Genomic DNA, 22,787 nt, shown 5'->3' on the forward strand with positions numbered 1-22,787 from the left:
GGGGTGGGTGGGGTGCGCGGTGTGTGCGGCGCCTCGGGCTACATCCGGGCCGGGACGCCGGTGAGCGCCGTGACGACCGGGTCCAGCGCCTCGTGTATCTCGTCCCCGATGGACTGGAAGAACGGCAGCGGGGCGCCGTACGGGTCGTACACCTCGTCGGCCTCGGCCGTGGGCGCGAGGAGCCAGCCGCGCAGCGCCGCCGCGGCACGGACCAGGGCGCGGGCGCGGATCACCACGCCCTCGGTGAGCGGCGGCAGGGTCGCCGGGTCGATCGCGCGGACCAGGCGGGTGAACTCCTTCAGGGTGAAGGTGCGCAGGCCCGCCGAGTGGCCCATGGAGATGACCTGGGCGCGGTGGTCACGGGTGGCGGTCAGCACCAGGTCGGCGCGGATGACGTGCTCGTCGAGCAGCTCCCGCCCCACGAACCCGGTCGGGTCCGCGCCGAAGTCGGCCAGCACGGCCTCCGCGTTGGCCTCCATGGGGGCGCCCTCGTGGCCCCAGGTGCCCGCGCTCTCCACGATCAGCCCGCCGCCGAGAAAGGTGCCGAGCCGGTCCGTCACGAGATGGCGGGTCAGCCGCTCGGTGATCGGCGAGCGGCACACGTTGCCGGTGCTGACATGGAGGATCCGGAAGCTGTCACGAGGCAGCCCCACGAACGTCGTCGTGATCTCCGCCGCGCTCTCCCCGTTGCCTATGCCACGCCCCGCGTCAGGGGCTGTCAATTCGCCACCTCGAGGTCGGGTACGACCTTCCGCAGCTCCTCCGCCGAGATCGCGCCGGCGCGCAGCAGCAGCGGCACCTCGCGGGTGACGTCGACGATGGACGAGGGCACGTTGCCCGGGGTCGGACCGCCGTCGAGGTACACGGAGACGGAGTCGCCGAGCATCTCCTGGGCGGCGTCACAGGTCTCCGGGGACGGGTGGCCGGTGAGGTTGGCGGAGGAGACGGCCATCGGGCCGACCTCGGTGAGCAGCTCGATGGCGACCGGGTGCAGGGGCATGCGGACGGCGACCGTGCCCCGGGTGTCGCCCAGGTCCCACTGCAGGGACGGCTGGTGCTTGGCGACCAGGGTGAGGGCGCCCGGCCAGAACGCGTCGACGAGCTCCCAGGCCATCTCCGAGAAGTCGGTGACGAGACCGTGGAGCGTGTTCGGGGAGCCGATCAGTACGGGGGTGGGCATGTTGCGGCCCCGGCCCTTGGCGTCGAGCAGGTCGGCGACCGCCTCCGAGGTGAACGCGTCGGCGCCGATGCCGTACACCGTGTCGGTGGGCAGCACCACCAGTTCGCCCCGGCGGACGGCGGACGCGGCCTCGCGCAGACCCGTCACGCGGTCGGTCGCGTCATTGGTGTCGTATCGCCGTGCCATGTCTAGCGGGCCTCCTCGTACACGAAGTACACGTACTTCCGGGACATCCGGTTCCGGGGATTCCGGGACTTGCGGCAAACAGTCTGGGGGGTGCTCACGGCAGCGCCTTGCGCGCGGTCGCGAAGCGGGGGCGCTTGTTGAGGTCGGGGTGGTCGGCCGCGTCGGCCCAGCCCCGCTCCTCGGTGAAGATCCACGGCACCTGGCCGCCCTGGGTGTCGGCGTGCTCGATGACGACGACACCGCCCGGGCGCAGCAGCCGGTGCGCGGTGCGTTCGATGCCCCGGATGAGGTCCAGGCCGTCCTCGCCGGAGAACAGGGCCAGCTCCGGGTCGTAGTCGCGGGCCTCGGGGGCGACGTACTCCCACTCGGTGAGCGGGATGTACGGCGGGTTGGAGATGACCAGGTCGACATGGCCGTCGAGGTCGTGGAAGGCGTCCAGGGCGTCTCCCTGGCGCAGGTCGACCCTGGAGCCCGCCACGTTCTTGCGGGTCCACTGGAGCGCCTCCTCGGACAGCTCCACGGCGTGCACGCTGGACCGCGGGACCTCCTGGGCGAGGGCGAGCGCGATGGCGCCGGAGCCGGTGCACAGGTCGACGATGCACGGTTCGACCACGTCCATCGCGCGCACCGCGTCTATGGCCCAGCCGACCACCGACTCGGTCTCCGGGCGGGGCACGAACACGCCCGGGCCCACCTGGAGTTCGAGATACCGGAAATACGCCCGCCCGGTGATGTGCTGGAGCGGCTCGCGCTGCTCGCGGCGGGCGATGGCCTCCCAGTAGCGGGCGTCGAAGTCGGAGTCCTTGACGGAGTGCAGCGCTCCCCGCTTCACGCCGTGCACGAACGCGGCGAGCTCCTCCGCGTCGTTGCGCGGCGAGGGCACGCCGGCGTCGGCCAGCCGCTGGGCGGCCTGGGCCACCTCGGCGAGCAGCAGGTTCACGCTGGTCCTCCGTGTAGTAACTCGTACCTCTTATGCAGCTGCCAGCTTGGCGGCCGAGTCCGCGTCGACGCAGGCCTGGATCACCGCGTCGAGGTCGCCGTCCAGGACCTGGTCCAGGTTGTACGCCTTGAAGCCGACACGGTGGTCCGAGAGGCGATTCTCCGGGAAGTTGTACGTGCGGATCTTCTCGGAGCGGTCGACGGTGCGGACCTGGCTGCGGCGGGCGTCGGCGGCTTCCTTCTCCGCCTCCTCCTGCGCCGCGGCGAGCAGCCTGGAGCGCAGGATACGCAAGGCCTGCTCCTTGTTCTGCAGTTGGCTCTTCTCGTTCTGGCAGGAGGCCACGACTCCGGTGGGCAGGTGCGTGATGCGCACCGCGGAGTCGGTGGTGTTGACGGACTGCCCGCCGGGCCCGGAGGACCGGTAGACGTCGATCCGCAGGTCGTTCGGGTTGATCTCGACGTCGACCTCCTCGGCCTCCGGCGTGACCAGGACACCGGCCGCGGACGTGTGGATCCGGCCCTGCGACTCGGTCGCCGGCACGCGCTGCACGCGGTGCACACCGCCCTCGTACTTCAGCCGCGCCCAGACGCCCTGCCCGGGCTCCGTGGCGCCCTGGCCGCCCTTGGTCTTCACGGCGACCTGGACGTCCTTGTAGCCGCCGAGCTCGGACTCGGTGGAGTCGATGATCTCGGTCTTCCAGCCGACGCGCTCGGCGTACCGCAGGTACATGCGCAGCAGGTCACCGGCGAACAGCGCGGACTCGTCACCGCCCGCGCCCGCCTTGATCTCCAGGATGACGTCCTTGTCGTCGGACGGGTCCCGGGGCACGAGCAGCAGCCGCAGCTTCTCGGTCAGCTCGTCGCGCTGCTTGTCCAGCTCCTTGACCTCGGCGGCGAAGTCGGGGTCGTCGGCGGCCAGTTCACGCGCGGTCTCGATGTCGTCGCCGGTCTGCTTCCAGGAGCGGAACGTGGCGACGATCGGGGTGAGCTCGGCGTAGCGCTTGTTCAGCTTGCGCGCGTTGGCCTGGTCGGCGTGGACCGACGGGTCGGCGAGCTTCTTCTCCAGGTCTGCGTGCTCGACGACGAGTTCCTCGACGGCCTCGAACATGTTGGGCTCCTGATACTGCTACTGCGACGGAAGGGAAGGCGGGCGACCAAAAACGCCGGTCCCGGGCACACCCCTCACGGGGGCGTGGCCGTGGACCGGCGAAAGAGGGCTCGCTACTTCTTGGAGCCGGCGGCAGCCTTGCCGAAGCGGGCCTCGAAGCGGGCCACACGGCCACCGGTGTCGAGGATCTTCTGCTTGCCCGTGTAGAACGGGTGGCACTCGGAGCAGACCTCAGCACGGATGGTGCCGGACTGGATGGTGCTGCGAGTCGTGAACGACGCGCCACAGGTGCAGCTGACCTGCGTCTCGACGTACTCGGGGTGGATGTCGCGCTTCAAGGGATTCTCCTAGATTTCGGGAGGGCACCGGGTCGCCTTCGCGGGTTTGCGGGGCGTGAACCGGGGCCGACGTATCAGTCTGCCAGCACTGACCGCATCCCCCCAAACCGAGGGGTGCGGTGATCTATTCCCCGCGGGCCGGCGGGGGCTCGCCGGGCGGCCGGACTACGACGTCACGACGCCCTTGGCCTGGCCCGTCGCCGTGCCCTTCGTCGCGGACGCCGGGATCGGCGCGTCGTTCTCCAGCGCCTTCCAGACCAGCTTCGCCTTCGCCTCGGCGACGATGACCCGGTTCGGGTCGGACGGGTCGTACTCGACCGGCATGGTGACCATGTGCATGTTCTTGGCGCTGATGGACTTCAGGCCGTCGGCGAAGTCGATCAGGGAGTTCACCGAGCCCAGGTCGGAGTCGGTGGTGACGGTCCTGGTCGCGGTGTCGGCCAGGTCGTACAGCTTCTTGGGGCTGGTGAAGATGCCCACGTGCTTGACCTGGTTGATCAGGGCCTTCACGAACGCCTGCTGGAGCTGGATGCGGCCCAGGTCGGAGCCGTCGCCGACGCCGTGCCGGGTGCGGACCAGGCCGAGCGCCTGCGCGCCGTCGAGCGTGTGGGTGCCGGCCTTGAGGTCGAGGTGGCTCTCCCGGTCGTCGATGGCCTTGGTGGTGGTGACCTCGACCCCGCCCAGCTCGTCGACGAGCTTCTCGAAGCCGGAGAAGTCGACCTCCAGGTAGTGGTCCATCCGGATGCCGGTGATCGACTCGACCGTCTTGACCGCGCAGGCCGCGCCGCCCGTGGAGTAGGCGGAGTTGAACATCACGCCGGTCGCGGCGGAGTGCTTGACGCCCCGCGCGTCGGTGCAGGACGGGCGGTCGATCAGGGTGTCCCGGGGGACGGAGACCACACTGGCCTTCTTGTGGCCCTCGTAGACGTGGATGATCATCGCCGTGTCGGAGCGGGCGCTGCCGTCGTCCGCGCCGCCGCCGAGCTTCTTGTTGGCGCCGGACCGCGAGTCCGAGCCGAGGACCAGGATGTTCTCGGAGCCGTTGTCGACCTTGGTGGGCCGGTCGCTGCCGAGCGCCTGGTTGATGTCTACGGTCTTCAGGTTGCCGTTGAGCTTGAAGTACAGGTAACCGACGCCGGTGCCGCCCAGCACGAGGATGCCCGCCGCCGTCCAGGCCGTGACGAGAAGCGCCTTGCGGCCCGCCCCTCGGGGCTTGCGGTGGTTCCTGGCCTTCGTGCCGGGCCCGGGTATGCCCGGACCGGGCGTGCTCTCCGCGGACATGGGCTCCTCTGTTCTCCTGCGACTGCTCGGTACACCCCTGCTTTCAGGGTCGGGTCCGGCGTACCCGGATCATCGGCACGTACCGGACCATCGTCACTCCGCCTGGTCAGACGGCGAAACTCGGGAAAGGGTTGCACAACGCAGTGTGCCCACCGCGTGGAGCGGTGGGCACACTGCGTGACCGGGAGTCATCGGGCAAGTGGGGCGAACCCCCGCTCACCAGCCATGTCAGCCGAAGATGTCGTACTGCTGGAAACCGGTACCGAGCGACTTCCTTGTGCCGAAGATCTCACTGGTCCCCTTGCCGGTGCCCGGGTAGAGGTACAGCGTGCCGCCGGTCGTACGGGCCAGCAGGTCGGCCTTGCCGTCGCCGGTCATGTCGCCGACCGCGGCGAGGGTGTTGAAGCCGGTCCAGGCGGAGCGGACCTTCACCCGGGCCGAGAAGAGGCCGGTGCCGGCCTTGCCGGTGCCCTTGTACAGGTACAGGTCGCCGCCGGTGCTCTTGCGGGCCAGCAGGTCGGCCTTGCCGTCGCCGTTGAAGTCGCCGACGCCGCGCAGCTGGTTGTACTGGCTCCAGCCGGTGCCGATCCTGACGCGGGCGCCGAAGGTGCCGTTGCCCTTGCCCGGGTACAGCCACATCACCGCGCTGGAGTCCACGGAGAGGACGTCCGGCAGGTAGTCACCGGTGAGGTCGCCGGGGACCACGATGGCCTTGCGGGTCTTCCAGTTGGTGAAGATCTTCGTATCGGTCCAGGTGCCGTCGGTCTGGTCGCTGTTCAGCACGAAGTGCCACCAGTAGACGTCACCGCTGGAGGCCACCCGGTAGACGAGGTCCTGGAAGCCGTCGCGGTTGAGGTCGGCCTGCAGGATGACGTTGACGCCGGTGAAATCGCCCCAGGAGGCGCGGGCGGCGAGCGAGGTGCCCTTGGAGTCCAGCTCGTAGCCGACCTTGGTGGACGACTTGCGCGCGAACAGGTCGGCCTTGCCGTCGTTGAGCTTGTTGAACAGGCTCAGGTTGGCGTCGGTGATCTGCGCGTAGGCGGCACCGACGTAGGCGCTGACCTTCGTGAAGACCGGGTAGGCGCCCTTGGCGACGCAGTCCTCGACGCCCCAGGAGACCACGCCGACGATCCGGCCGCCGACGACCAGCGGGCCGCCGGAGTCGCCGTTGCAGGTGGTGGTGGTGCCGGTGTCGGAACCGGTGGCGGCCTTGCCGGCGCAGACCATGTGGCCCTTGACGTAGTCGCTGCCGTAGGCGCCCGTGCAGGTGGTGTCGGACTGGACGGGCAGCGTGGCCGTCTTCAGGGTCTCGGAGATGTCGTCCGAGGTGGAACTGGTGCGGCCCCAGCCGTACACCTTGGCGCTGGTGTTGGCCTTGTACGAGGTCGTGTCGGTGTTGGTCGTCAGCCGGATCGGCGTGGCCTTGACCGGGGCGGCCAGGGTGAGCACGGCGACGTCGTTGTTGGGGACGCCGCGGGTCGACACGGTGTACGACGGGTGGTTCCACTGGCGCAGGACGGCGGAGACGGTGCCGCCGTGCAGGTTGGCCGTGCCGTCGCTGTTGGTGGTGGGCAGCGAGGCGGTGCCCGTGACGACCACGGACTGGGTGGTGCTCCACTTGAAGCCCTTGACGCAGTGTGCGGCCGTGAGGATCTTCGTGGGCGAGACGACCGAGCCGCCGCAGAAGAAGCCGACGTCGTCGCTGGTGCTGGTGGTGCCCTTGTCGTCGTAGTACCAGAGCTGGGCCATCCAGGGCGCCGAGGAGATGGCGGTCGTACCGCCACCGATGATCTTCGGCGAGACGGCGGAACCGCTGCTCGACGTCTTCGTGGTGGTGTCGCCGTCGACGGCGGCGACGGCGGCGGCGGCGCGCTGCTTCAGCGTGGCCTGCGACGGCGTGCTGACGGCCGCCTTGGCCGTCGGCACCGGCTGGGTGGCCGCGCTGGCGGACGTCGAGATCAGTGCGGCCGTGACGGCGGCGGCGATTCCGGCCGCGGCGACGGGCAGAGCGAAACGTATCCGGCGTCTGTGCCGACCGCTCCCGGACGTGGGTGTACCCACCTAAGTCCCCCCTCGGGATCAGGAGTTCGTGAATCGGTCAATTGACCGAAGGGCGCGATCGTACATCGCAGAAGGAAACGTGAAGGGCCACCCCCCGCGTCTTGCCGGGTGCGGTCCCGTTCTTTGCTCCGCGCTGACCGGGGCCGCGCGTCCGCGGGACCGCCGCGCGGTTCCTCCGGCCGCCTTCCCCCACGGCATCGCGTGGAGCGGGCCGTAGGCGCCCGGTCCCCGGGGCAGGCCGATGCGGAGTTCGGCTCGCGCGGCGCATGCGAATACCGGAATTCCGCGCGCGCCGCGGGCACCGAATACCCAGTCCGCTTCTTATGGGGCAGGTAAAGCCCCGCCTGTGCGGATGAGTACGCGCACTCATGCGCGGCGCGGGGCGGCGGCCGGAGACTGCGCGCATGACACCGATCACTGCTCCCGTCAGCGCCTTCACCCGCCCCCGACGCACCCTCGCGGTCGCCGCCCTCGCCGCACTGGCCCTGGCCGGCTGCGGAACCGACGGGTCGGGTGACAGCGGGAGCGCCGGGCGGTCGACCTCCGAGCGGGCGGCGGCGTTCGCGGCGATGCTCGACGAGGTCGCGCAGCCGTGTTCCTCGACCACCGAGCCTGAAGAGGGGCAGGGCCTCGCCCCCACTGCGACTCCCCCGACGGAACCGACCGAGCCCGCCGCGCCTACGGAAGCGAGGCTCAGCGACCGGGACCGGTGCGCGAGCGTCCAGCACGAACAGCGCGTCATCCAGGCGCTGCAGGCGGTCCCGGACCCCACCCCCGCCAAGGTGCGCAGGAGCCTGAACGCCCTCGGCCACATCGACGAGCGCCTGCGCGCGAAGGGCGGCCGGCTCTGTGAGGCGGGTACGGCGGCGGGCGAGGAATCGGATGTCGTCCCGTGCGTGGCTCCCTCCACCGGATCGTTCGAAAAGCAGAGGTAAAGGAACCGGATCGACAGGGCCGGAATCGCCGCACAAATAAAAGGCCGCCCTCCGCTGCTTGCGGAGGGCGGCCCTTTTCCCTGCTTTACGGCCTTGACGACAGCACTCAGTCGCCGTTGCCGGGCGTCGGCGTCGTCTTCTGGATCTGCATCAGGAACTCGACGTTCGACTTCGTCTGCTTCATCTTGTCGAGCAGCAGCTCGATCGCCTGCTGCTGGTCGAGCGCGTGCAGCACCCGGCGCAGCTTCCAGACGACGGCCAACTCCTCGGCACCGAGCAGGATCTCTTCCTTACGGGTGCCGGACGCGTCCACGTCCACCGCCGGGAAGATGCGCTTGTCGGCGAGCTTCCGGTCGAGCTTGAGCTCCATGTTGCCGGTGCCCTTGAACTCCTCGAAGATCACCTCGTCCATGCGGGACCCGGTGTCCACCAGGGCGGTGGCGAGGATGGTCAGCGAGCCGCCGTCCTCGATGTTGCGGGCCGCACCGAAGAAGCGCTTCGGCGGGTACAGGGCGGTCGAGTCGACACCACCGGACAGGATGCGACCGGAGGCCGGAGCCGCCAGGTTGTACGCACGGCCCAGACGCGTGATCGAGTCGAGCAGCACGACGACGTCGTGGCCCAGCTCCACCAGACGCTTGGCCCGCTCGATGGCCAGTTCGGCGACCGTGGTGTGGTCCTCGGCCGGGCGGTCGAAGGTCGAGGAGATGACCTCGCCCTTGACCGACCGCTGCATGTCGGTGACCTCTTCCGGACGCTCGTCGACCAGGACGACCATCAGGTGGCACTCGGGGTTGTTGTGCGTGATCGCGTTGGCGATCGCCTGCATGATCATGGTCTTGCCGGTCTTCGGCGGGGCCACGATCAGACCGCGCTGGCCCTTACCGATCGGCGACACGAGGTCGATGATGCGGGTGGTCAGCACGCCCGGGTCCGTCTCCAGGCGGAGGCGGTCCTGCGGGTAGAGCGGGGTCAGCTTGTTGAACTCCGGGCGGCCACGGCCGTGTTCGGGCGCCATGCCGTTGACGGAGTCGAGGCGGACCAGCGCGTTGAACTTCTCGCGCCGCTCGCCCTCCTTGGGCTGGCGGACCGCGCCGGTGATGTGGTCGCCCTTGCGCAGGCCGTTCTTGCGGACCTGGGCGAGGGAGACGTACACGTCGTTCGGACCGGGCAGGTAGCCGGAGGTCCGGATGAACGCGTAGTTGTCGAGGATGTCGAGGATGCCCGCGACGGGGATCAGGACATCGTCGTCGGCGACCTGCGGCTCGGCGCCGCCGATCTCGTCACGGCCGCGACGGCCACGGCGGTCCCGGTACCGGCCGCGACGGCCACGGCGGTCACCGAACTCGTCGTCGTCCTGCGGACCGGTGTTGCGGTCCTGACGGCCGCCGCCCTGCTGCTGCGGCTGCTGACGGTCCTGGCGGTCCTGCCGGTCCTGGCGACCGCCCTGGTCCTGGCGGCCGCCCTGGCCGCCGCCCTGCTGCTCGTCGCCCTTGCTGCGGCGGTCGCGGTCACGGCCGCGGTCACGGCGGTCGCGGCGGCCGCGGCCCTCGCCGTCACCGGCGTCGCCCTTGGCCTCGCCCTGCTGCGGCTGCGCGGCGGGGGTCTCCGCCTTCGGCTCGCTCTTCGCCTCGGCGACGATCGTGTCCGCGCCGTTCGCGGTGGGGCTGCCCGCCTCGGCGGTGGCGCGGCGACGGCGGCGCTCGGCCGGCGCGTCCTCGCTGGCCGGCTGGCCGGGGATCTCGATCTGCTGCTGGGCCACGGCCTGCTCGGCGGGGGCCGCGACGGGCTGCTCCGCCTTCTTCTCGGCGGCGTCCTCGCCCGTACGGGCCTTGGAGGTGGCCCGGCGCTTCGGCTTGGTCTCGGTGGCCGTCTCGGCCTTGGCGGGGGCTCCCCCGCCGGCCTGCGCCTCCTTGATGACCTCGATCAGCTGGCTCTTGCGCATCCGCGCGGTGCCCCTGATGCCGAGGCCGGATGCGACCTGCTGAAGCTCGGCCAGCACCATGCCCTCGAGGCCGGTACCGCGGCGCCGCCGGGAGCCGGCACCGGTGGCAGGCGCGGAGGCGTCCGTGGCGGGCGCGGCAGCGGTCTCCTCGACACGTGCGCCCATCAGATCGGTGGTGTCGCTCACGAAGGGTCCTTCCCTGGAGCGGACGTCGGCCTGTCTGGCTCGGCGACCGGTTGTGCTGTCCGGCTTTCGGTCCTTGCTGTGTGGACCGTGCCGGGGCGGTGGTCCGCCAAAGCGGCGGAGAGAATTTCTGATGACGGCGCTTCCGCAGCCGTGGCACCCGGTGTCACGAGGCGTGGTCGCACCAATTCCGGAGCGTGCCCAGCGGCCCGCTCAGTGTCGGCGTACGGCGTACTGCCCATGTACGACGTACGAAACGCTGAGTGGCTTGGGAGACTCCCGGAAGAATGTCTGTCCCGGACGGGGACACGAAGCACCTCGCCATGGTGGGGTCGGGTGCAGACTTGAGGTTAACACTACCGGATCCAACAAACATTCCCCCTCTCCAAATCCGGCAATCGTGCGCGTCACATGTCACTCGAGGGCGCGAGCGGCAGCACGCTCGCGCCGTACAGGTCCAGGTCCAGGCGGTTGGCGGCCCAGTCCGCACCGGCCAGGGCCTGCACCTTGTCGGCGCTCTCGGCGTCCGCGAGCGCCATCACGGTGGGGCCGGCGCCGGAGATCACGGCCGGGATCCCGTCGGCGCGCAGCCGCTCCACCAGCGCCGCGCTCTCCGGCATCGCGGGGGCGCGGTACTCCTGGTGGAGACGGTCCTCGGTGGCGGGCAGCAGCAGCTCGGGGCGCCGGGTGAGGGCCTCGACGAGCAGGGCGGCACGGCCCGCGTTGGTGGCGGCGTCGACGTGCGGCACGGTGCGCGGGAGCAGTCCGCGCGCGGTCTCGGTGAGGACCGGCTTCCCGGGCACGAAAACCACCGGAACGATGGAATCACCGGGCTCCATCCTGATCGCCCGGGCGGCGCCGGACTCCATCCAGGAGAGCGTGAAGCCGCCCAGCAGACAGGCCGCGACGTTGTCGGGGTGGCCCTCGATCTCGGTCGCCAGCTCCAGGAGCGCGCCGTCGTCGAGCCGGGTCTCGCCGCCTATGGTGACGGCGCGTGCGGCGACGATGCCGGCGCAGATCGCGGCGGAGGAGGAGCCGAGGCCGCGGCCGTGCGGGATGCGGTTGGCGCACACGATCTCCAGGCCGCGGGGCTGTCCGCCCAGCAGGTCGAAGGCGGTGCGCAGGGAGCGGACGAGGAGGTGGCTCTCGTCGCGCGGCAGCGTCTCGCTGCCCTCACCCGCGATGTCGATGTGCAGCCCTGAGTCGGCCACCCGGACGACGACGTCGTCGTAGAGCCCCAGCGCGAGGCCCAGGGCGTCGAAGCCCGGGCCGAGGTTGGCGCTGGTGGCGGGGACGCGCACCCGGACGGCGGCGGCGCGGAACGCTGGACCGGCCATCGCTCGATGACTCTCCTTGAGCTGCGTGATGGTCGAATGACACTCGATAGGTACGTGATGACCCTCGGGCCGTGGAGACGGCGCGGCACCGCGCCATATGCGGAGGCATATGCAGCGGGCGGGTTCGGTACAGCCTATCGAAGGAAGGTTCTGTGGCGACATAGGGCGCACAGGAGGCGCACGATGCGTGTCGTAAGCCCCCTGTGCCCCCTTCATAGGGAGTGCCCTCGCACTCCCTGCCTCCGAGGTACTCCTGGGGTACTCCTGCAGTACGTCTCGAGTACCCCTTGAGCGGTTCTCTAGGCGAGCCCGAGGCGCTCGGCCGCGGCGGCCGCGTCGACCGGCACGGTGACCGGCTGCGGGGCGCCGGCGACGGCCCAGTCGGGGTCCTTCAGGCCGTTGCCGGTGACCGTGCAGACGATGCGCTGGCCGGGGTCGACCTTGCCCTGCTCGGCGGCCTTCAGCAGACCGGCCACGGAGGCGGCGGAGGCGGGCTCCACGAAAACACCCTCCTGCGCGGCCAACAGCCGGTAGGCGCGCAGGATCTCACGGTCCGTCACCTCGTCGATGAGGCCCTCGGACTCGTCCCGGGCCGCGAGCGCGAACTGCCAGGAGGCGGGGTTGCCGATCCGGATCGCGGTGGCGATGGTCGACGGGTCCTTGACGACCTCGCCGCGCACGATCGGGGCGCTGCCGGAGGCCTGGAAGCCCCACATCCGGGGGGTCTTGGCGGAGATGCCGTCACCGGCGTACTCCTTGTACCCCTTCCAGTACGCGGTGATGTTGCCCGCGTTGCCGACCGGCAGGACGTGGATGTCGGGCGCGTCGCCGAGCATGTCCACGATCTCGAAGGCGGCCGTCTTCTGGCCCTCGATGCGCACCGGGTTGACCGAATTGACCAGCGCCACCGGGTAGTTCTCGCTCAGCTTGCGGGCGAGGGTGAGGCAGTCGTCGAAGTTGCCGTCGACCTGGAGGATCTTCGCGCCGTGGATGAGCGCCTGGCCCATCTTGCCGAGCGCGATCTTGCCCTGCGGGACGAGCACGGCCGAGACCATGCCCGCGCGCACGGCGTACGCGGCGGCGGAGGCGGACGTGTTGCCCGTGGAGGCGCAGATGACCGCCTGCGCGCCCTCCTCCTTGGCCTTGCTGATGGCCATGGTCATACCGCGGTCCTTGAAGGACCCGGTCGGGTTCGCGCCCTCCACCTTGAGGTGGACCTCGCAGCCCGTGCGCTCGGAGAGCACCTGCGCGGGCACGAGGGGCGTGCCGCCCTCGCGGAGCGTCACGACCGGCGTGGTGTCGGAGACGGGCAGCCGGTCCCGGTACTCCTCGATGATTCCGCGCCACTGGTGGGTCATTGCTGGTTACTCTCCTTCAACCCGCATGATGCTGGCGACACCCCGCACGGTGTCGAGCTTGCGCAGCGCCTCGACGGTCCCGGACAGGGAGGCGTCGGAGGCCCGATGGGTGACGACGACGAGGGAGGCCTCGCCGTCCTTGCCCGTCTGCCGAACCGTATCGATGGAAACCCCGTGCTCGGCGAACACGGTGGCGACCTGGGCGAGAACACCCGGTTTGTCGGCGACGTCGAGGCTGATGTGGTAGCGCGTGACGACATCGCCCATCGGCGAGACGGGCAGGGCGGCGTACGCCGACTCGCCGGGCCCCGTTGCCCCGCTGAGCCGGTTGCGGCAGACGGCGACCAGGTCGCCGAGGACCGCGGAGGCCGTGGGCGCACCGCCGGCGCCGGGCCCGTAGAACATCAGCTGGCCGGCCGCGTCGGACTCGACGAAGACGGCGTTGTACGCACCGCGCACCGAGGCGAGCGGGTGGGTCAGCGGAATCATGGCGGGGTGCACGCGCGCGGTGACGGAGCCGCCGTCGCCGGCGCGCTCGCAGATGGCGAGCAGCTTGATGGTGCAGCCCATGTTCTTGGCGGAGGCGAAGTCGGAGGCGGTGACCTCGGTCATGCCCTCGCGGTAGACGTCGTCGAGGCGGACCCGCGAGTGGAAGGCGATCCCGGCGAGGATGGCGGCCTTGGCGGCGGCGTCGAAGCCCTCGACGTCGGCGGTCGGGTCGGCCTCGGCGTACCCGAGCGCGGTGGCCTCGTCGAGCGCCTCCTGGTACCCCGCCCCCGTGCTGTCCATCTTGTCGAGGATGAAGTTGGTGGTCCCGTTGACGATGCCGAGCACCCGGTTGACCTTGTCGCCGGCGAGGGACTCGCGCAGCGGCCGGATCAGCGGGATCGCGCCCGCGACGGCGGCCTCGTAGTAGAGGTCCTTGCCGTTCTGCTCGGCGACCGCGTGCAGGGCGGCGCCGTCCTGGGCGAGCAGCGCCTTGTTGGCCGACACGACCGACGCGCCGTGCTCGAAGGCGGTGGTGATCAGGGTGCGGGCGGGCTCGATACCGCCGATGACCTCGACGACCACGTCGATGTCCCCGCGTTTGACCAGGGCGGTCGCGTCGGTGGTGACCAGGTTCGGGTCGATGCCCTCACGGACCTTGGACGGCCGCCGCACGGCGACCCCGGCGAGTTCCACCGGGGCGCCGATCCGCTGGGCGAGGTCGTCGGCGTGCGTCGTCATGATGCGCGCCACCTCTGAGCCGACAACCCCACAGCCCAGCAGCGCCACCTTCAGCGGACGCGTACGCATCATCCGACCTCGTTTCCTCATACCGTCTACGGTTGGACCAGTCTCACTCACTGGACGGCAGTTTCTACCCTTCGTCCGGATCGTGAGACATCTATTTCATTTTCGGGAGGCGGAAGACCGGAGATCTTCCGCCCGTGTCAGCCGACGTCGAGACGCAGGAGGTCCTCCTCCGTCTCCCGGCGGACGATCACCCGGGCCTCGCCGTCGCGCACCGCGACGACGGGCGGCCGGAGCACATGGTTGTAGTTGCTCGCCATGGAGCGGCAGTAGGCGCCGGTCGCCGGTACGGCGATCAGGTCACCGGGTGCCAGGTCGCCCGGCAGGAACGCGTCCTTCACGACGATGTCCCCGCTCTCGCAGTGCTTGCCGACGACGCGGGCGAGCATCGGCTCGGCGTCGCTGGTCCGCGAGACGAGAGCGACGCTGTACTCGGCGTCGTAGAGCGCGGTCCGGATGTTGTCGGACATGCCGCCGTCGACGGAGACGTAGGTGCGCAGCCCGTCGAGGGGCTTGACGGTGCCGACCTCGTAGAGGGTGAAGGCGGTCGGCCCGACGATGGCCCGCCCGGGCTCCACCGAGATCCGGGGCGTGCGCAGCCGGGCGGACTCGCACTCCCGCGACACGATCTCGGTGAGCGCCTTGGCGATCTCGTGCGGCTCGCGCGGGTCGTCGTCGCTGGTGTACGCGATCCCGAGTCCGCCGCCCAGGTCGATCTCCGGCAGCTCCACGCCGTGCTCGTCCCTGATGTCCTTCAGCAGCCCCACGACCCGGTGCGCGGCGACCTCGAACCCGGACATGTCGAAGATCTGCGACCCGATGTGCGAGTGGATGCCGATCAGTTCGAGCCCGTCGAGCTGCAGCGCCCGCCGCACGGCCTCGGCGGCCTGCCCGCCCGCCAGTGGGATCCCGAACTTCTGGTCCTCGTGGGCGGTGGCGATGAACTCGTGCGTGTGGGCCTCGACGCCGACGGTGATACGAATCTGCACGCGCTGGCGCACGCCCCGGGACTGGGCGATGTGGGCGACGCGGACGATCTCCTGGAAGGAGTCGAGCACGATCCGCCCGACACCGGCGTCGACCGCCCGCTCGATCTCGTGCGTCGACTTGTTGTTGCCGTGGAAGGCGATGCGGTCGGCGGGCATGCCGGCGGACAGCGCGGTGGCCAGCTCGCCGCCGGAACACACATCGAGGTTGAGCCCCTCCTCGTGCAGCCAGCGCACGACGGCACGGGACAGGAACGCCTTCCCCGCGTAGAACACGTCGGCGTCCGGGCCGAAGGCGCCGCGCCAGGCCTGGGCCCGGGCGCGGAAGTCGGTCTCGTCGAGGACGTAGGCGGGGGTGCCGTGCTGCTCGGCGAGGGTCTTCACGTCGACACCGCCGACGGTGACCACACCGTCCTCGCCACGGCTGACGGTCTGGGCCCACACCTTGGGGTCGAGGGCGTTGAGGTCGGTGGGCGGAGCGGCGTAGTGGCCCTCGGGAAGGACATCGGCGTGCCGGGGCCCGGCGGGGTGTGCGGAACGGCTCATTGCTCTTCTGGCGCTCTCTTCAGAGGTGATCGGGTGCGTCGATGCCGAGCAGGGACAGGCCGCCGGCCAGCACCGTCCCGGCGGCTTCGGCGAGGGCGAGCCGGGCACGGTGGGCGGCCGAGGGTTTCTCGTCGCCGCGGGGCAGCACGGTCGTCAGATACGGCAGGACGGCATCCGCGACGGTGACGAGGTGCCGGGCGAGCCGGTCGGGGGCGCGGTGGGTGGCCGCGGCGGTGAGGATGCGGGGGTAGTCGGCGAGGGCGGTGACCAGGGCGCTCGTGCCGTCACCAGGTGCGGCGTCAGGTACGGCGTCAGGTACGGCGTCGCCAGGTAGGGCGTCGCCGTGTACCGCGTCTCCGGGGGCGGCAGCGAATCCGAGCCGTCCGGCGCCGCGCCCGACGGCGCGGGTGCGGGCGTGGGCGTACCGCACCCGGAACAGCGGGTTGCTCTCCCGCTGCACCAGGTGGTCGGCGGTGATCCGGGGCCGGTCGTGGGCGGCGGGATGCAGCAGGGCCCACTGGGCGGCGTCCGGCCCGAGCGGCAGGGGGTCCTCCGGTGCCGGTACGGGCCGCAGGTTCACGGGGTCGCCGTGATCGACCTCACCGCGCCCGCCCTGCGCGGCGACGATCCGCACCACGGCGTCGGCGACGACCTCGGCCCGGATCTCGTACGGCACCCGCAGCGCGACCACCTGCCCGGCGAGGGCGTCGCCGTGGCCGTAGCGGGGCCCGAGGGCGCGGATCTCCGCGACCAGGGTGGCCGTCGGCGACCCGGCGGGGCTGAGGCTGATGTTGAGGAACCCGGGTCCGGTGACGACGACGTCGTCGACGCCGGCGCAGCTCGCGAGGTGGGGCAGCAGGATCTCGGCGACCCGCAGTGGCGGCTGCCCGGCCGGCCGGGCGAGCCGCAGCGCGATGTTCGTGGCGTAGTCCCCGCAGCCCCCGGGCCCCGGCGGGGTCACCGCGGCCCACTCCGGCACGCTGACGCTGAGCTCCCCGTCGTCCACAGCACGACGTACCGCGCGCAGCACGGTACGGGAGAGCTCGACGGGGGTCACGGGACAAGCGTAGGGGAGGAGGGGGGTGGGTAGGCGAGTCGGTTTGGGGACGGTCCGGCATGTGGACGGTGTGTCCAGGACTCTGTGACGGGCGGCTCTACGGCACTCCCCCGGTCACGGGTAGACGGGGTTGCCCCCGGCCCGCTCCCCGGAGTACTCGACCTCGCCGTCCTCCCCCTCGTGCGCGCGCTCCTGCCGCCCTGTCCGCCGCTCCATCAACTCCCGCACCATGCGGACGAGTTCGGCCGGTTCGAAGGGCTTGGCGAGAAACGCGTCGACGCCGACGTCGAGGCCGGTCTCGACCTCGTACTGCGTACAGGCGCTCACGATGGCGAGCGGAAGATCACGGGTTCGTGGATCGGCACGCAACTGGGCGGCCGTCCGCAGTCCGTCGAGCCGGGGCATGACCACATCGAGGGTGATCACGTCGGGCCGTACCCGATGAACGACTTCCAGACACTCGGCACCGTCGGCCGCGGTCACGACCTCGAGACCCTCCAGTTCGAGATTGACCCTGATCAGCTGTCGGATGACCTTGTTGTCGTCCACAACAAGCACCCGCCCCGACGCGCCTGGCACAACTCGAGAGTAGGTCCGGACCGGCCATCGCGTCCGGGTTTTCCGGACTTCCACCTCGCGCGGGCGAGCCACGCCCACCGGTCGGCCGACCGGCCGGCCTCCCGCTCTACCGATCTTGCCGTCGATCCCGCCGTCGATCCCGCCGTCGATCCGGAAGCCGATGCTCCGCTCCCCGGCACCGAGATCCTCACCGCGTCCGGCGTCACCGTGGTCCCGATCCCCGACTGCGGCCACAACATCACGCTGGACAACCCGGACGCGTTCGCCCGAGCCACCGCCACCGCACTCGGCCGGGCGCCGATGGACGCATAAATCGAACACGTGCTTGAATTCAGGCATGCGATCGTTTCCCGCCGACCTGGCCCGGGCGCAGCAGGAATGGAGCGCCACCTACCGGCAGCTCGCCGAGCGGCCCGGCCGCACCGAGCTGCGCCGACGGCTGCATCGGCTGTCGACCCAGCTGTTCTTCCACCCCTACTGGCAGCAACGGCGACCGGGCCCCGCGGCATGGTGGGAGCTGCGACACCCGGGGCACGTCCCGCCGTCCGGACACTGAATCAGGGGTCCCCGAATGACAAGCCGGAGTGCGGGACCGTACGTCCCGGAAGATCCTGAGGGCATGGCCGGACCGATACGCGTGATCGTGCATCCCCCGTCCCCCACGGGCGGCCGCCGGGTACGCGTCGACGGCGAGATCCTCGGCCTCGCCCACAACCCCACCGACCTCGCCGAGTTCCTCCGCCGAGCCGGACTGGAGATCGACCCGGCGGAGGTCGCGGAAGCGCCGTGGATCGATTGGCGCGGGGTGGGGCCGGAGCGTTGGGGGCCGGAGACAGACGACTGACATGCCGTCACATCGGAGGGGGTGGCGGGGACTTGCGCGGCGAGCCTCCTACCCGCCGGCCAGCCGACGCCTCCACCACCGGTCGGAACCCCACTGCCGGTCAGCGGCGAACGGATCCGGCAGCGTACGCGTCACATACCTGTCGTCCAGCACACGCACGGTACATCGTCGAAGGAACAGCCCCGGCACGAGCACTCCGGATCCTGCGGGTAGAGAGGACGTCGCCCCGGTACGCGCAGAAAGGCCCGATACCGCCGCAGAGCGCGGTCGGTGGCACCGGGATATACGTAGTAGTCGCCCGAGAGCCGCTCCATGTAGTCGCCCGAGAGCCGCTCCATCCGATCGATCGCGGCGCTGGTTCGGGCGGAGAGACCGTGGATGCGGCCTGGCGGCACGCTCCACTCGACGCGAGGTTCTTGTTCGGCGCGCTGCACGCCGGGCCGCCTACGCGGCATCGGCCTTTCGGTGCATGGTCATGACCATCAGCATGCCGGCCAAGCCCCCAGGACGGGCGGGCAAGAGGATGCGACGCTGGAGTGAGGGACCGGCGAGTGGCGGTCCGCGTGCGTCTCATCCGGTCCGGGGCCCTCTTCTTCGGCCTGGCGCCCCTGTTCCGGTACGGATCGACGACTGCGGCGGCCCGGAATCGTGCGGTGGGTCGGTGAACCCACCGGCCGGGCACCACTCACCGAGCGTCGCCAGGCGGCCGTACCGCGTGGATCCGGCCCGCCGGGGCCAGGAGCGCGCGACCAGCCCGGAAGGCAGGTGCGTCCCATGCGCACGTCGACCCGTATCGCCGGTGCCGTCACCGGCCTGACCCTCACCTTCGGCGGGGTGGTGCTCGCCGCTCCCGCGGCCCGGGCGGACATCCCCGCCTGCACGAAGATGGCCGAACTGGCCGGTGCCACCGCCTCCGACTCCGTCACCGCGGCCTGCGGCCGTGGCGTGGTCGGAGACCTGCAGAGTTGTGTGACCGGGCTGACCGGGGCCGGTGTGGCGGGCGGCGCCGCGACCGCGGCCTGCCGGGCCGCGGCCCACGAACCGCGTTAGCCGCTCCGCCCCCGGGCACTCACCGCCCGGACGCGGCGCCCAAGAGGAGGAGGAAGTCATGCGCGTACGAAGAATCCTGGGCCTCGCCCTGGCCGCGGCAACCCTTGCCGGCGTGAGCGCCGTCGGCGCTGCCAGCGCCGGGGCCGCTGCCTCGTCTCCGAACATCTCCAGAGACGACTGCACGGCCGCCGGCGGACAGGTCGTCGCACGCCCCTACGCCGGCTACGTCTGTTCGCTGCCCGACGGGACCGCGCAGGCGATCACCTGACCGGTCGCCGCGCCGCAGGGCGACCCCAGCGCGGGCGGGAGTCGAGTGACGGCACCCGGTCCACCGCCGAGTGGCCCGCCCGCGCCCGCCTCTCCTTCCCGGGGACGCCGCGCTCCTGAACAACCCGGGGGGGGACAACCCGGCGGACAACCCGGCGGAAAACCCAGGCGACACCCCGGGGAACGACCCGAGGGACGACCCCGGCGACGACTCCGTCGTTCGGCCCATCAAGGGCACCGGCCGCAGCGCCGAAAAGGACCAGGACCAGGCGGAGTCGCCCCACCCTCGCGTTCCGGCGGTACACCTCCGCGCCCCGGCCCGCCCCGATGACGGCGGACCCGTACGCAGGCCGACAGGCCCGGAGGAGATCCCGCATGCGCGTCCGCCTGCCCCTGACCGCCGTCACCACCGCCACGCTGCTGCTCGTCACGGTCACCGGCACGGCTCCCGCCGCGGCGGAACGGAACCCCGAAGGCACACCGGTGCTGGTCAAGGTGTCCCACGGCGACCCGTACGCGAAGTGCGCCATCGGAGCGAGGTCCGCCGACAGCGTCGTCTACCCGGGCACCGAGGTCGAGCCGTACCTGTCCGTCGATCCGCGTGACCCGAGGCGCGTGGTCACCGTGTTCCAGCAGGACCGCTGGAACGACGGCGGCGCCCGCGGCCTGGTGGCCGGCTGGTCCACGGACGGCCGCACCTTCCACCGGAGCACGCTGCCGTTCAGCCTGTGCGCCCCCGGCGGCGCGGACTACGAACGGGCCACCGACCCCTGGGTGAGCACCGGCCCTGACGGCACGGTCTACGCCGGCGGGGAGGGCGTCGACTTCACGAAGAGCACGCGCACCGCCCTCCTGGCCGCCACCTCCCGCGACGGCGGCCGCACGTGGCGGAACCTCACCACCACGCACGTCGACGAGCAGCCGTTCTTCAACGACAAGCCCTCACTCACCGCCGACCCGGTCCGCAAGGGCACCGCCTACCAGGTCTGGAACCGCCTGGACAACGACCCGCCCGGCCCCAGCTCCCTCGACGGCCCCGGCTACATCTCCCTCACCCGCGACGGCGGCCGCACCTGGAGCGAGGCCCGCCGGTTCGTCGACACCAGCGCCGTGCCCGACACCCAGACCATCGGCCACCAGATCGTCGTCGACCGGCGCACCGGCACCCTGTACGACTTCTTCGACCGGATCACCTACGCCGACGACCTGACCACCGTCGTCGAGGCCCACTACCAGATGGTCACCTCGACCGACGCCGGAGCGACCTGGAGCGCCCCGGTCACCGTGGCCCGGGACACCTCCGTACCGGAGGTCGACCCGAACGACCCCGCCAAACCGCTGCGCGACGGGACCACCCTGCCGAGCCCGGCCGTCGACCCCACGACAGGCACGCTGTACATGGCCTACGAGGGCGCGGACTTCTCCGGCGGAAAGTTCGACTCCGTCCAGCTTGTACGGTCCACCGACGGCGGACGCACCTGGGGAACCCCGGAGCTGATCAGCCCCAAGAACGTTCCGGCCTTCTCCCCGTCGATCGCGGTCACCAAGGCGGGCACGGTCGCGCTCACCTACTACGACCTGCGCTTCCTCAAGCCCGGCAACACCACCACCCTCCCCACCGCCTACCAACTGGCCACGCTCCGGCACGGAAACCCGAAACTCCGGACCGAACGACGGATCTCCCGGGTCTTCGACTGGCTCCAGGCACCGTTCTCCGGGGGCTACTTCCTCGGCGACTACCAAGGCCTGGCAGCAGACGGCAAGGGAGTACGGCCCGTACTCACCATGACCAACTCCGGCACCCCGAACAACCGCACGGACGTGTACACCAGCAGCCTCCGCACCCCCTGACCGACGCGGACGCCGGGCGGTGTACCGACTCGGACCACGCTCACAGTCGCGCGGGAGCGCCCCGCAGCGCGTGGCCGCGGGGCGCCTGGTGGGTTTCAGTCGATCGTCTCCCCGTCGTGCGAACCGCCCTTGCAGACGTTGTTCGCCAGATCGGCCGTTCCGCCGCCCTGCTTGCACTGAGAAGGGGTGACGTAGGACGAGGCACCCTGTGCCGTGGCGGCGGTGGCGCTGGCAGCGCCTGCGAGGCCGCCTCCGGCGAGGGCTGCCGTAGCGATGACGGCGGCGAGGATTCGACGAATGCGCATGTGGTTCCCCTTTCACGAATTGCCTCGGTCGGGGCACTAGCCAGTTTGATCTTCACCCAAGTGGGTGGCACGTCACGTTGGGCCATTCGGGTGACACCGCTACCGGGCGCGGGGCGGTACCGCGCCCCTGCTCCAGCCACCTCGACTTGCGGATCGGGCAATACGTCCCCCTCGGCCACGGCCGCGCGCCAAGCGGAAGAACATCGCAGGCGAGCTCACACTCGCCGAAAACCGAAGCTCGGAACCGCGGCAGGCAATGCGCCGGGGCGAGGCTTTCGAGTTCGAATTCTGCCGCAAATACGCTTGCAGCCGGGGATCGTTCCCGCGAATGCAGACGACGATCCGCCGGCCGACCTCAAAGCCGCGCAGGACTGGAGAACGTGCTGTACCGCCTCGGACACAAGCTGGACGACACCCCGGCGGCGGGTGAGACCGCTCTTATGGGTCGGCACGTACCTGCGACTCTCCCGCCTACGCTCGCATGGGAGCGCCCCGCAGCGCGTGGCCGCGGGGCGCCTGGTGGGGTTTAGTCGACATCCTGCCCGTTGAACTTGCCGCCCTTGCAGGTCGGGAGCCCGGCCGCGGACGTGTGCGACCGATCGACCGTTCCGCCGCCCTGCTCGCACTCACCCGGGGTGAGGCTGGCGGGGGTGGCGGTTGTGGCGGTGGTGGTTATGGCGCTGGCGGTGCCTGTGAGGCCGAGTCCGGTGAGGGCTGCCGTGGCGATGACGGCGGCGAGGATTCGTCGAATGCGCATATGGTTCGCCTTTCACGGATTGCCTCGGTTAGGACACCACTCAGCTTGATGTTCATCCATGTGGGCGACACGTCATGTTAGGCCGTTCGGGTGACATTACTGTCGGGTGCGGGTGCGGTGGCGCGACACCCAAAAGCCCATCTCGATGGCGACTGAAATGGCGCCGCACTCTTCGAGGTAGGCGTGCTGCCACTGTTTCGATCGGTTTAGGTCATTGACCACGCAGTGAGAGACAACAAGAGAGGGCGGGAGTCAGTGAGACTGACTCCCGCCCTCTTCTGTCGGCATCCGCCCTGGTCACGTACCAGTTTTGGTAGGTGGTCCGGCGAGTGCCCCCGGCAGGATTCGAACCTGCGCACACGGCTCCGGAGGCCAGGTAGGGCTGGTGGGCCACCGCTGGC

At 70.7% G+C, this 22,787-nt stretch carries 22 protein-coding genes; 6 read left to right on the top strand and 16 right to left on the bottom strand.

Annotated elements, in window-relative coordinates; genetic code table 11:
* Nucleotides 1-38: 38 nt before the first annotated feature.
* The 7 genes from ACGFZS_RS41945 to ACGFZS_RS41975 all read right to left on the bottom strand — a co-directional run bounded on the left by ACGFZS_RS41945 (nucleotide 39) and on the right by ACGFZS_RS41975 (nucleotide 7,093).
* A complete protein-coding gene (locus ACGFZS_RS41945; protein ID WP_355721041.1) occupies nucleotides 39-722 on the bottom strand; it encodes a protein-tyrosine-phosphatase in 684 nt (227 codons plus the stop codon).
* Complete coding sequence (locus ACGFZS_RS41950) at nucleotides 719-1,366, bottom strand: L-threonylcarbamoyladenylate synthase (RefSeq protein WP_217555092.1); 648 nt, start codon at nucleotides 1,364-1,366, stop codon at nucleotides 719-721. Before ACGFZS_RS41950 ends, ACGFZS_RS41945 begins: the two co-directional genes overlap by 4 nt.
* 94 nt (nucleotides 1,367-1,460) lie before the next feature.
* A complete protein-coding gene (prmC, locus tag ACGFZS_RS41955) occupies nucleotides 1,461-2,306 on the bottom strand; it encodes a peptide chain release factor N(5)-glutamine methyltransferase (protein ID WP_393666764.1) in 846 nt (281 codons plus the stop codon).
* A 30-nt stretch (nucleotides 2,307-2,336) separates the two neighbouring features.
* Nucleotides 2,337-3,413: a peptide chain release factor 1 gene (prfA, locus tag ACGFZS_RS41960; RefSeq protein ID WP_359220722.1), complete on the bottom strand. Its 1,077-nt coding sequence runs from the start codon at nucleotides 3,411-3,413 to the stop codon at nucleotides 2,337-2,339.
* Between the two features lie 113 nt (nucleotides 3,414-3,526).
* Entirely contained in the window at nucleotides 3,527-3,751 is a 225-nt protein-coding gene (rpmE, locus tag ACGFZS_RS41965) for a 50S ribosomal protein L31 (protein ID WP_030672379.1), read from the bottom strand.
* A 165-nt stretch (nucleotides 3,752-3,916) separates the two neighbouring features.
* Entirely contained in the window at nucleotides 3,917-5,032 is a 1,116-nt protein-coding gene (locus tag ACGFZS_RS41970) for an LCP family protein (protein WP_393799578.1), read from the bottom strand.
* 228 nt (nucleotides 5,033-5,260) lie between these two features.
* Nucleotides 5,261-7,093, bottom strand: coding sequence for a trypsin-like serine protease (locus tag ACGFZS_RS41975; protein ID WP_393799579.1), 1,833 nt, complete (start codon nucleotides 7,091-7,093; stop codon nucleotides 5,261-5,263).
* A gap of 404 nt (nucleotides 7,094-7,497) precedes the next feature.
* Here ACGFZS_RS41975 and ACGFZS_RS41980 point away from each other — a divergent pair, with 404 nt between their 5' ends.
* Nucleotides 7,498-8,028 carry a hypothetical protein gene (locus tag ACGFZS_RS41980; RefSeq protein ID WP_393799580.1) on the top strand — a complete coding sequence of 177 codons (531 nt, stop codon included), beginning with the start codon at nucleotides 7,498-7,500 and terminating at the stop codon, nucleotides 8,026-8,028.
* A 106-nt stretch (nucleotides 8,029-8,134) separates the two neighbouring features.
* On the opposite strand, the gene rho is transcribed toward ACGFZS_RS41980, so the two are convergent.
* The 7 genes from rho to ACGFZS_RS42015 all read right to left on the bottom strand — a co-directional run bounded on the left by rho (nucleotide 8,135) and on the right by ACGFZS_RS42015 (nucleotide 17,384).
* On the bottom strand, nucleotides 8,135-10,159 hold the full coding sequence (gene rho / locus ACGFZS_RS41985) for a transcription termination factor Rho (RefSeq protein WP_393799581.1): 2,025 nt from the start codon (nucleotides 10,157-10,159) through the stop codon (nucleotides 8,135-8,137).
* 404 nt (nucleotides 10,160-10,563) lie between these two features.
* Entirely contained in the window at nucleotides 10,564-11,493 is a 930-nt protein-coding gene (gene thrB / locus ACGFZS_RS41990; RefSeq protein WP_393799582.1) for a homoserine kinase, read from the bottom strand.
* Nucleotides 11,494-11,792: 299 nt separating this feature from the next.
* Nucleotides 11,793-12,851 (bottom strand): threonine synthase, encoded by a 1,059-nt coding sequence (gene thrC / locus ACGFZS_RS41995; RefSeq protein WP_393666779.1) that lies wholly within the window; start codon nucleotides 12,849-12,851, stop codon nucleotides 11,793-11,795.
* Nucleotides 12,852-12,857: 6 nt separating this feature from the next.
* Entirely contained in the window at nucleotides 12,858-14,150 is a 1,293-nt protein-coding gene (locus ACGFZS_RS42000; RefSeq protein ID WP_393666781.1) for a homoserine dehydrogenase, read from the bottom strand.
* A 134-nt stretch (nucleotides 14,151-14,284) separates the two neighbouring features.
* A complete protein-coding gene (lysA, locus tag ACGFZS_RS42005) occupies nucleotides 14,285-15,676 on the bottom strand; it encodes a diaminopimelate decarboxylase (RefSeq protein ID WP_393799583.1) in 1,392 nt (463 codons plus the stop codon).
* A gap of 19 nt (nucleotides 15,677-15,695) precedes the next feature.
* The gene (nrtL, locus tag ACGFZS_RS42010; protein WP_393799584.1) at nucleotides 15,696-16,733 is read right to left on the bottom strand and encodes an ArgS-related anticodon-binding protein NrtL; all 1,038 of its coding nucleotides are present in this window, start codon (nucleotides 16,731-16,733) and stop codon (nucleotides 15,696-15,698) included.
* A 114-nt stretch (nucleotides 16,734-16,847) separates the two neighbouring features.
* Nucleotides 16,848-17,384 (bottom strand): response regulator, encoded by a 537-nt coding sequence (locus tag ACGFZS_RS42015; RefSeq protein ID WP_393799709.1) that lies wholly within the window; start codon nucleotides 17,382-17,384, stop codon nucleotides 16,848-16,850.
* A 265-nt stretch (nucleotides 17,385-17,649) separates the two neighbouring features.
* On the opposite strand from ACGFZS_RS42015, the gene ACGFZS_RS42020 reads away from it, so the two are divergent.
* The 5 genes from ACGFZS_RS42020 to ACGFZS_RS42040 all read left to right on the top strand — a co-directional run bounded on the left by ACGFZS_RS42020 (nucleotide 17,650) and on the right by ACGFZS_RS42040 (nucleotide 21,324).
* Nucleotides 17,650-17,868, top strand: coding sequence for a hypothetical protein (locus ACGFZS_RS42020; RefSeq protein WP_393799585.1), 219 nt, complete (start codon nucleotides 17,650-17,652; stop codon nucleotides 17,866-17,868).
* Nucleotides 17,869-17,931: 63 nt separating this feature from the next.
* On the top strand, nucleotides 17,932-18,156 hold the full coding sequence (locus ACGFZS_RS42025; RefSeq protein ID WP_393799586.1) for a hypothetical protein: 225 nt from the start codon (nucleotides 17,932-17,934) through the stop codon (nucleotides 18,154-18,156).
* Nucleotides 18,157-18,930: 774 nt separating this feature from the next.
* Entirely contained in the window at nucleotides 18,931-19,206 is a 276-nt protein-coding gene (locus tag ACGFZS_RS42030; RefSeq protein WP_355721088.1) for a hypothetical protein, read from the top strand.
* Nucleotides 19,207-19,264: 58 nt separating this feature from the next.
* Nucleotides 19,265-19,474, top strand: a complete 210-nt coding sequence (locus tag ACGFZS_RS42035; protein ID WP_393799587.1) for a hypothetical protein — start codon at nucleotides 19,265-19,267, stop codon at nucleotides 19,472-19,474.
* A gap of 374 nt (nucleotides 19,475-19,848) precedes the next feature.
* On the top strand, nucleotides 19,849-21,324 hold the full coding sequence (locus ACGFZS_RS42040) for a sialidase family protein (RefSeq protein WP_393799588.1): 1,476 nt from the start codon (nucleotides 19,849-19,851) through the stop codon (nucleotides 21,322-21,324).
* 95 nt (nucleotides 21,325-21,419) lie between these two features.
* On the opposite strand, the gene ACGFZS_RS42045 is transcribed toward ACGFZS_RS42040, so the two are convergent.
* Both ACGFZS_RS42045 and ACGFZS_RS42050 read right to left on the bottom strand, forming a co-directional pair.
* The gene (locus tag ACGFZS_RS42045) at nucleotides 21,420-21,629 is read right to left on the bottom strand and encodes a hypothetical protein (protein ID WP_393799589.1); all 210 of its coding nucleotides are present in this window, start codon (nucleotides 21,627-21,629) and stop codon (nucleotides 21,420-21,422) included.
* A 526-nt stretch (nucleotides 21,630-22,155) separates the two neighbouring features.
* Nucleotides 22,156-22,386, bottom strand: coding sequence for a hypothetical protein (locus tag ACGFZS_RS42050; RefSeq protein WP_393799590.1), 231 nt, complete (start codon nucleotides 22,384-22,386; stop codon nucleotides 22,156-22,158).
* Nucleotides 22,387-22,787: the final 401 nt, after the last annotated feature.

It is taken from the genome of Streptomyces sp. NPDC048288 (assembly GCF_043201555.1).
In the GTDB taxonomy this organism is placed as follows: Bacteria; Actinomycetota; Actinomycetes; order Streptomycetales; family Streptomycetaceae; genus Streptomyces.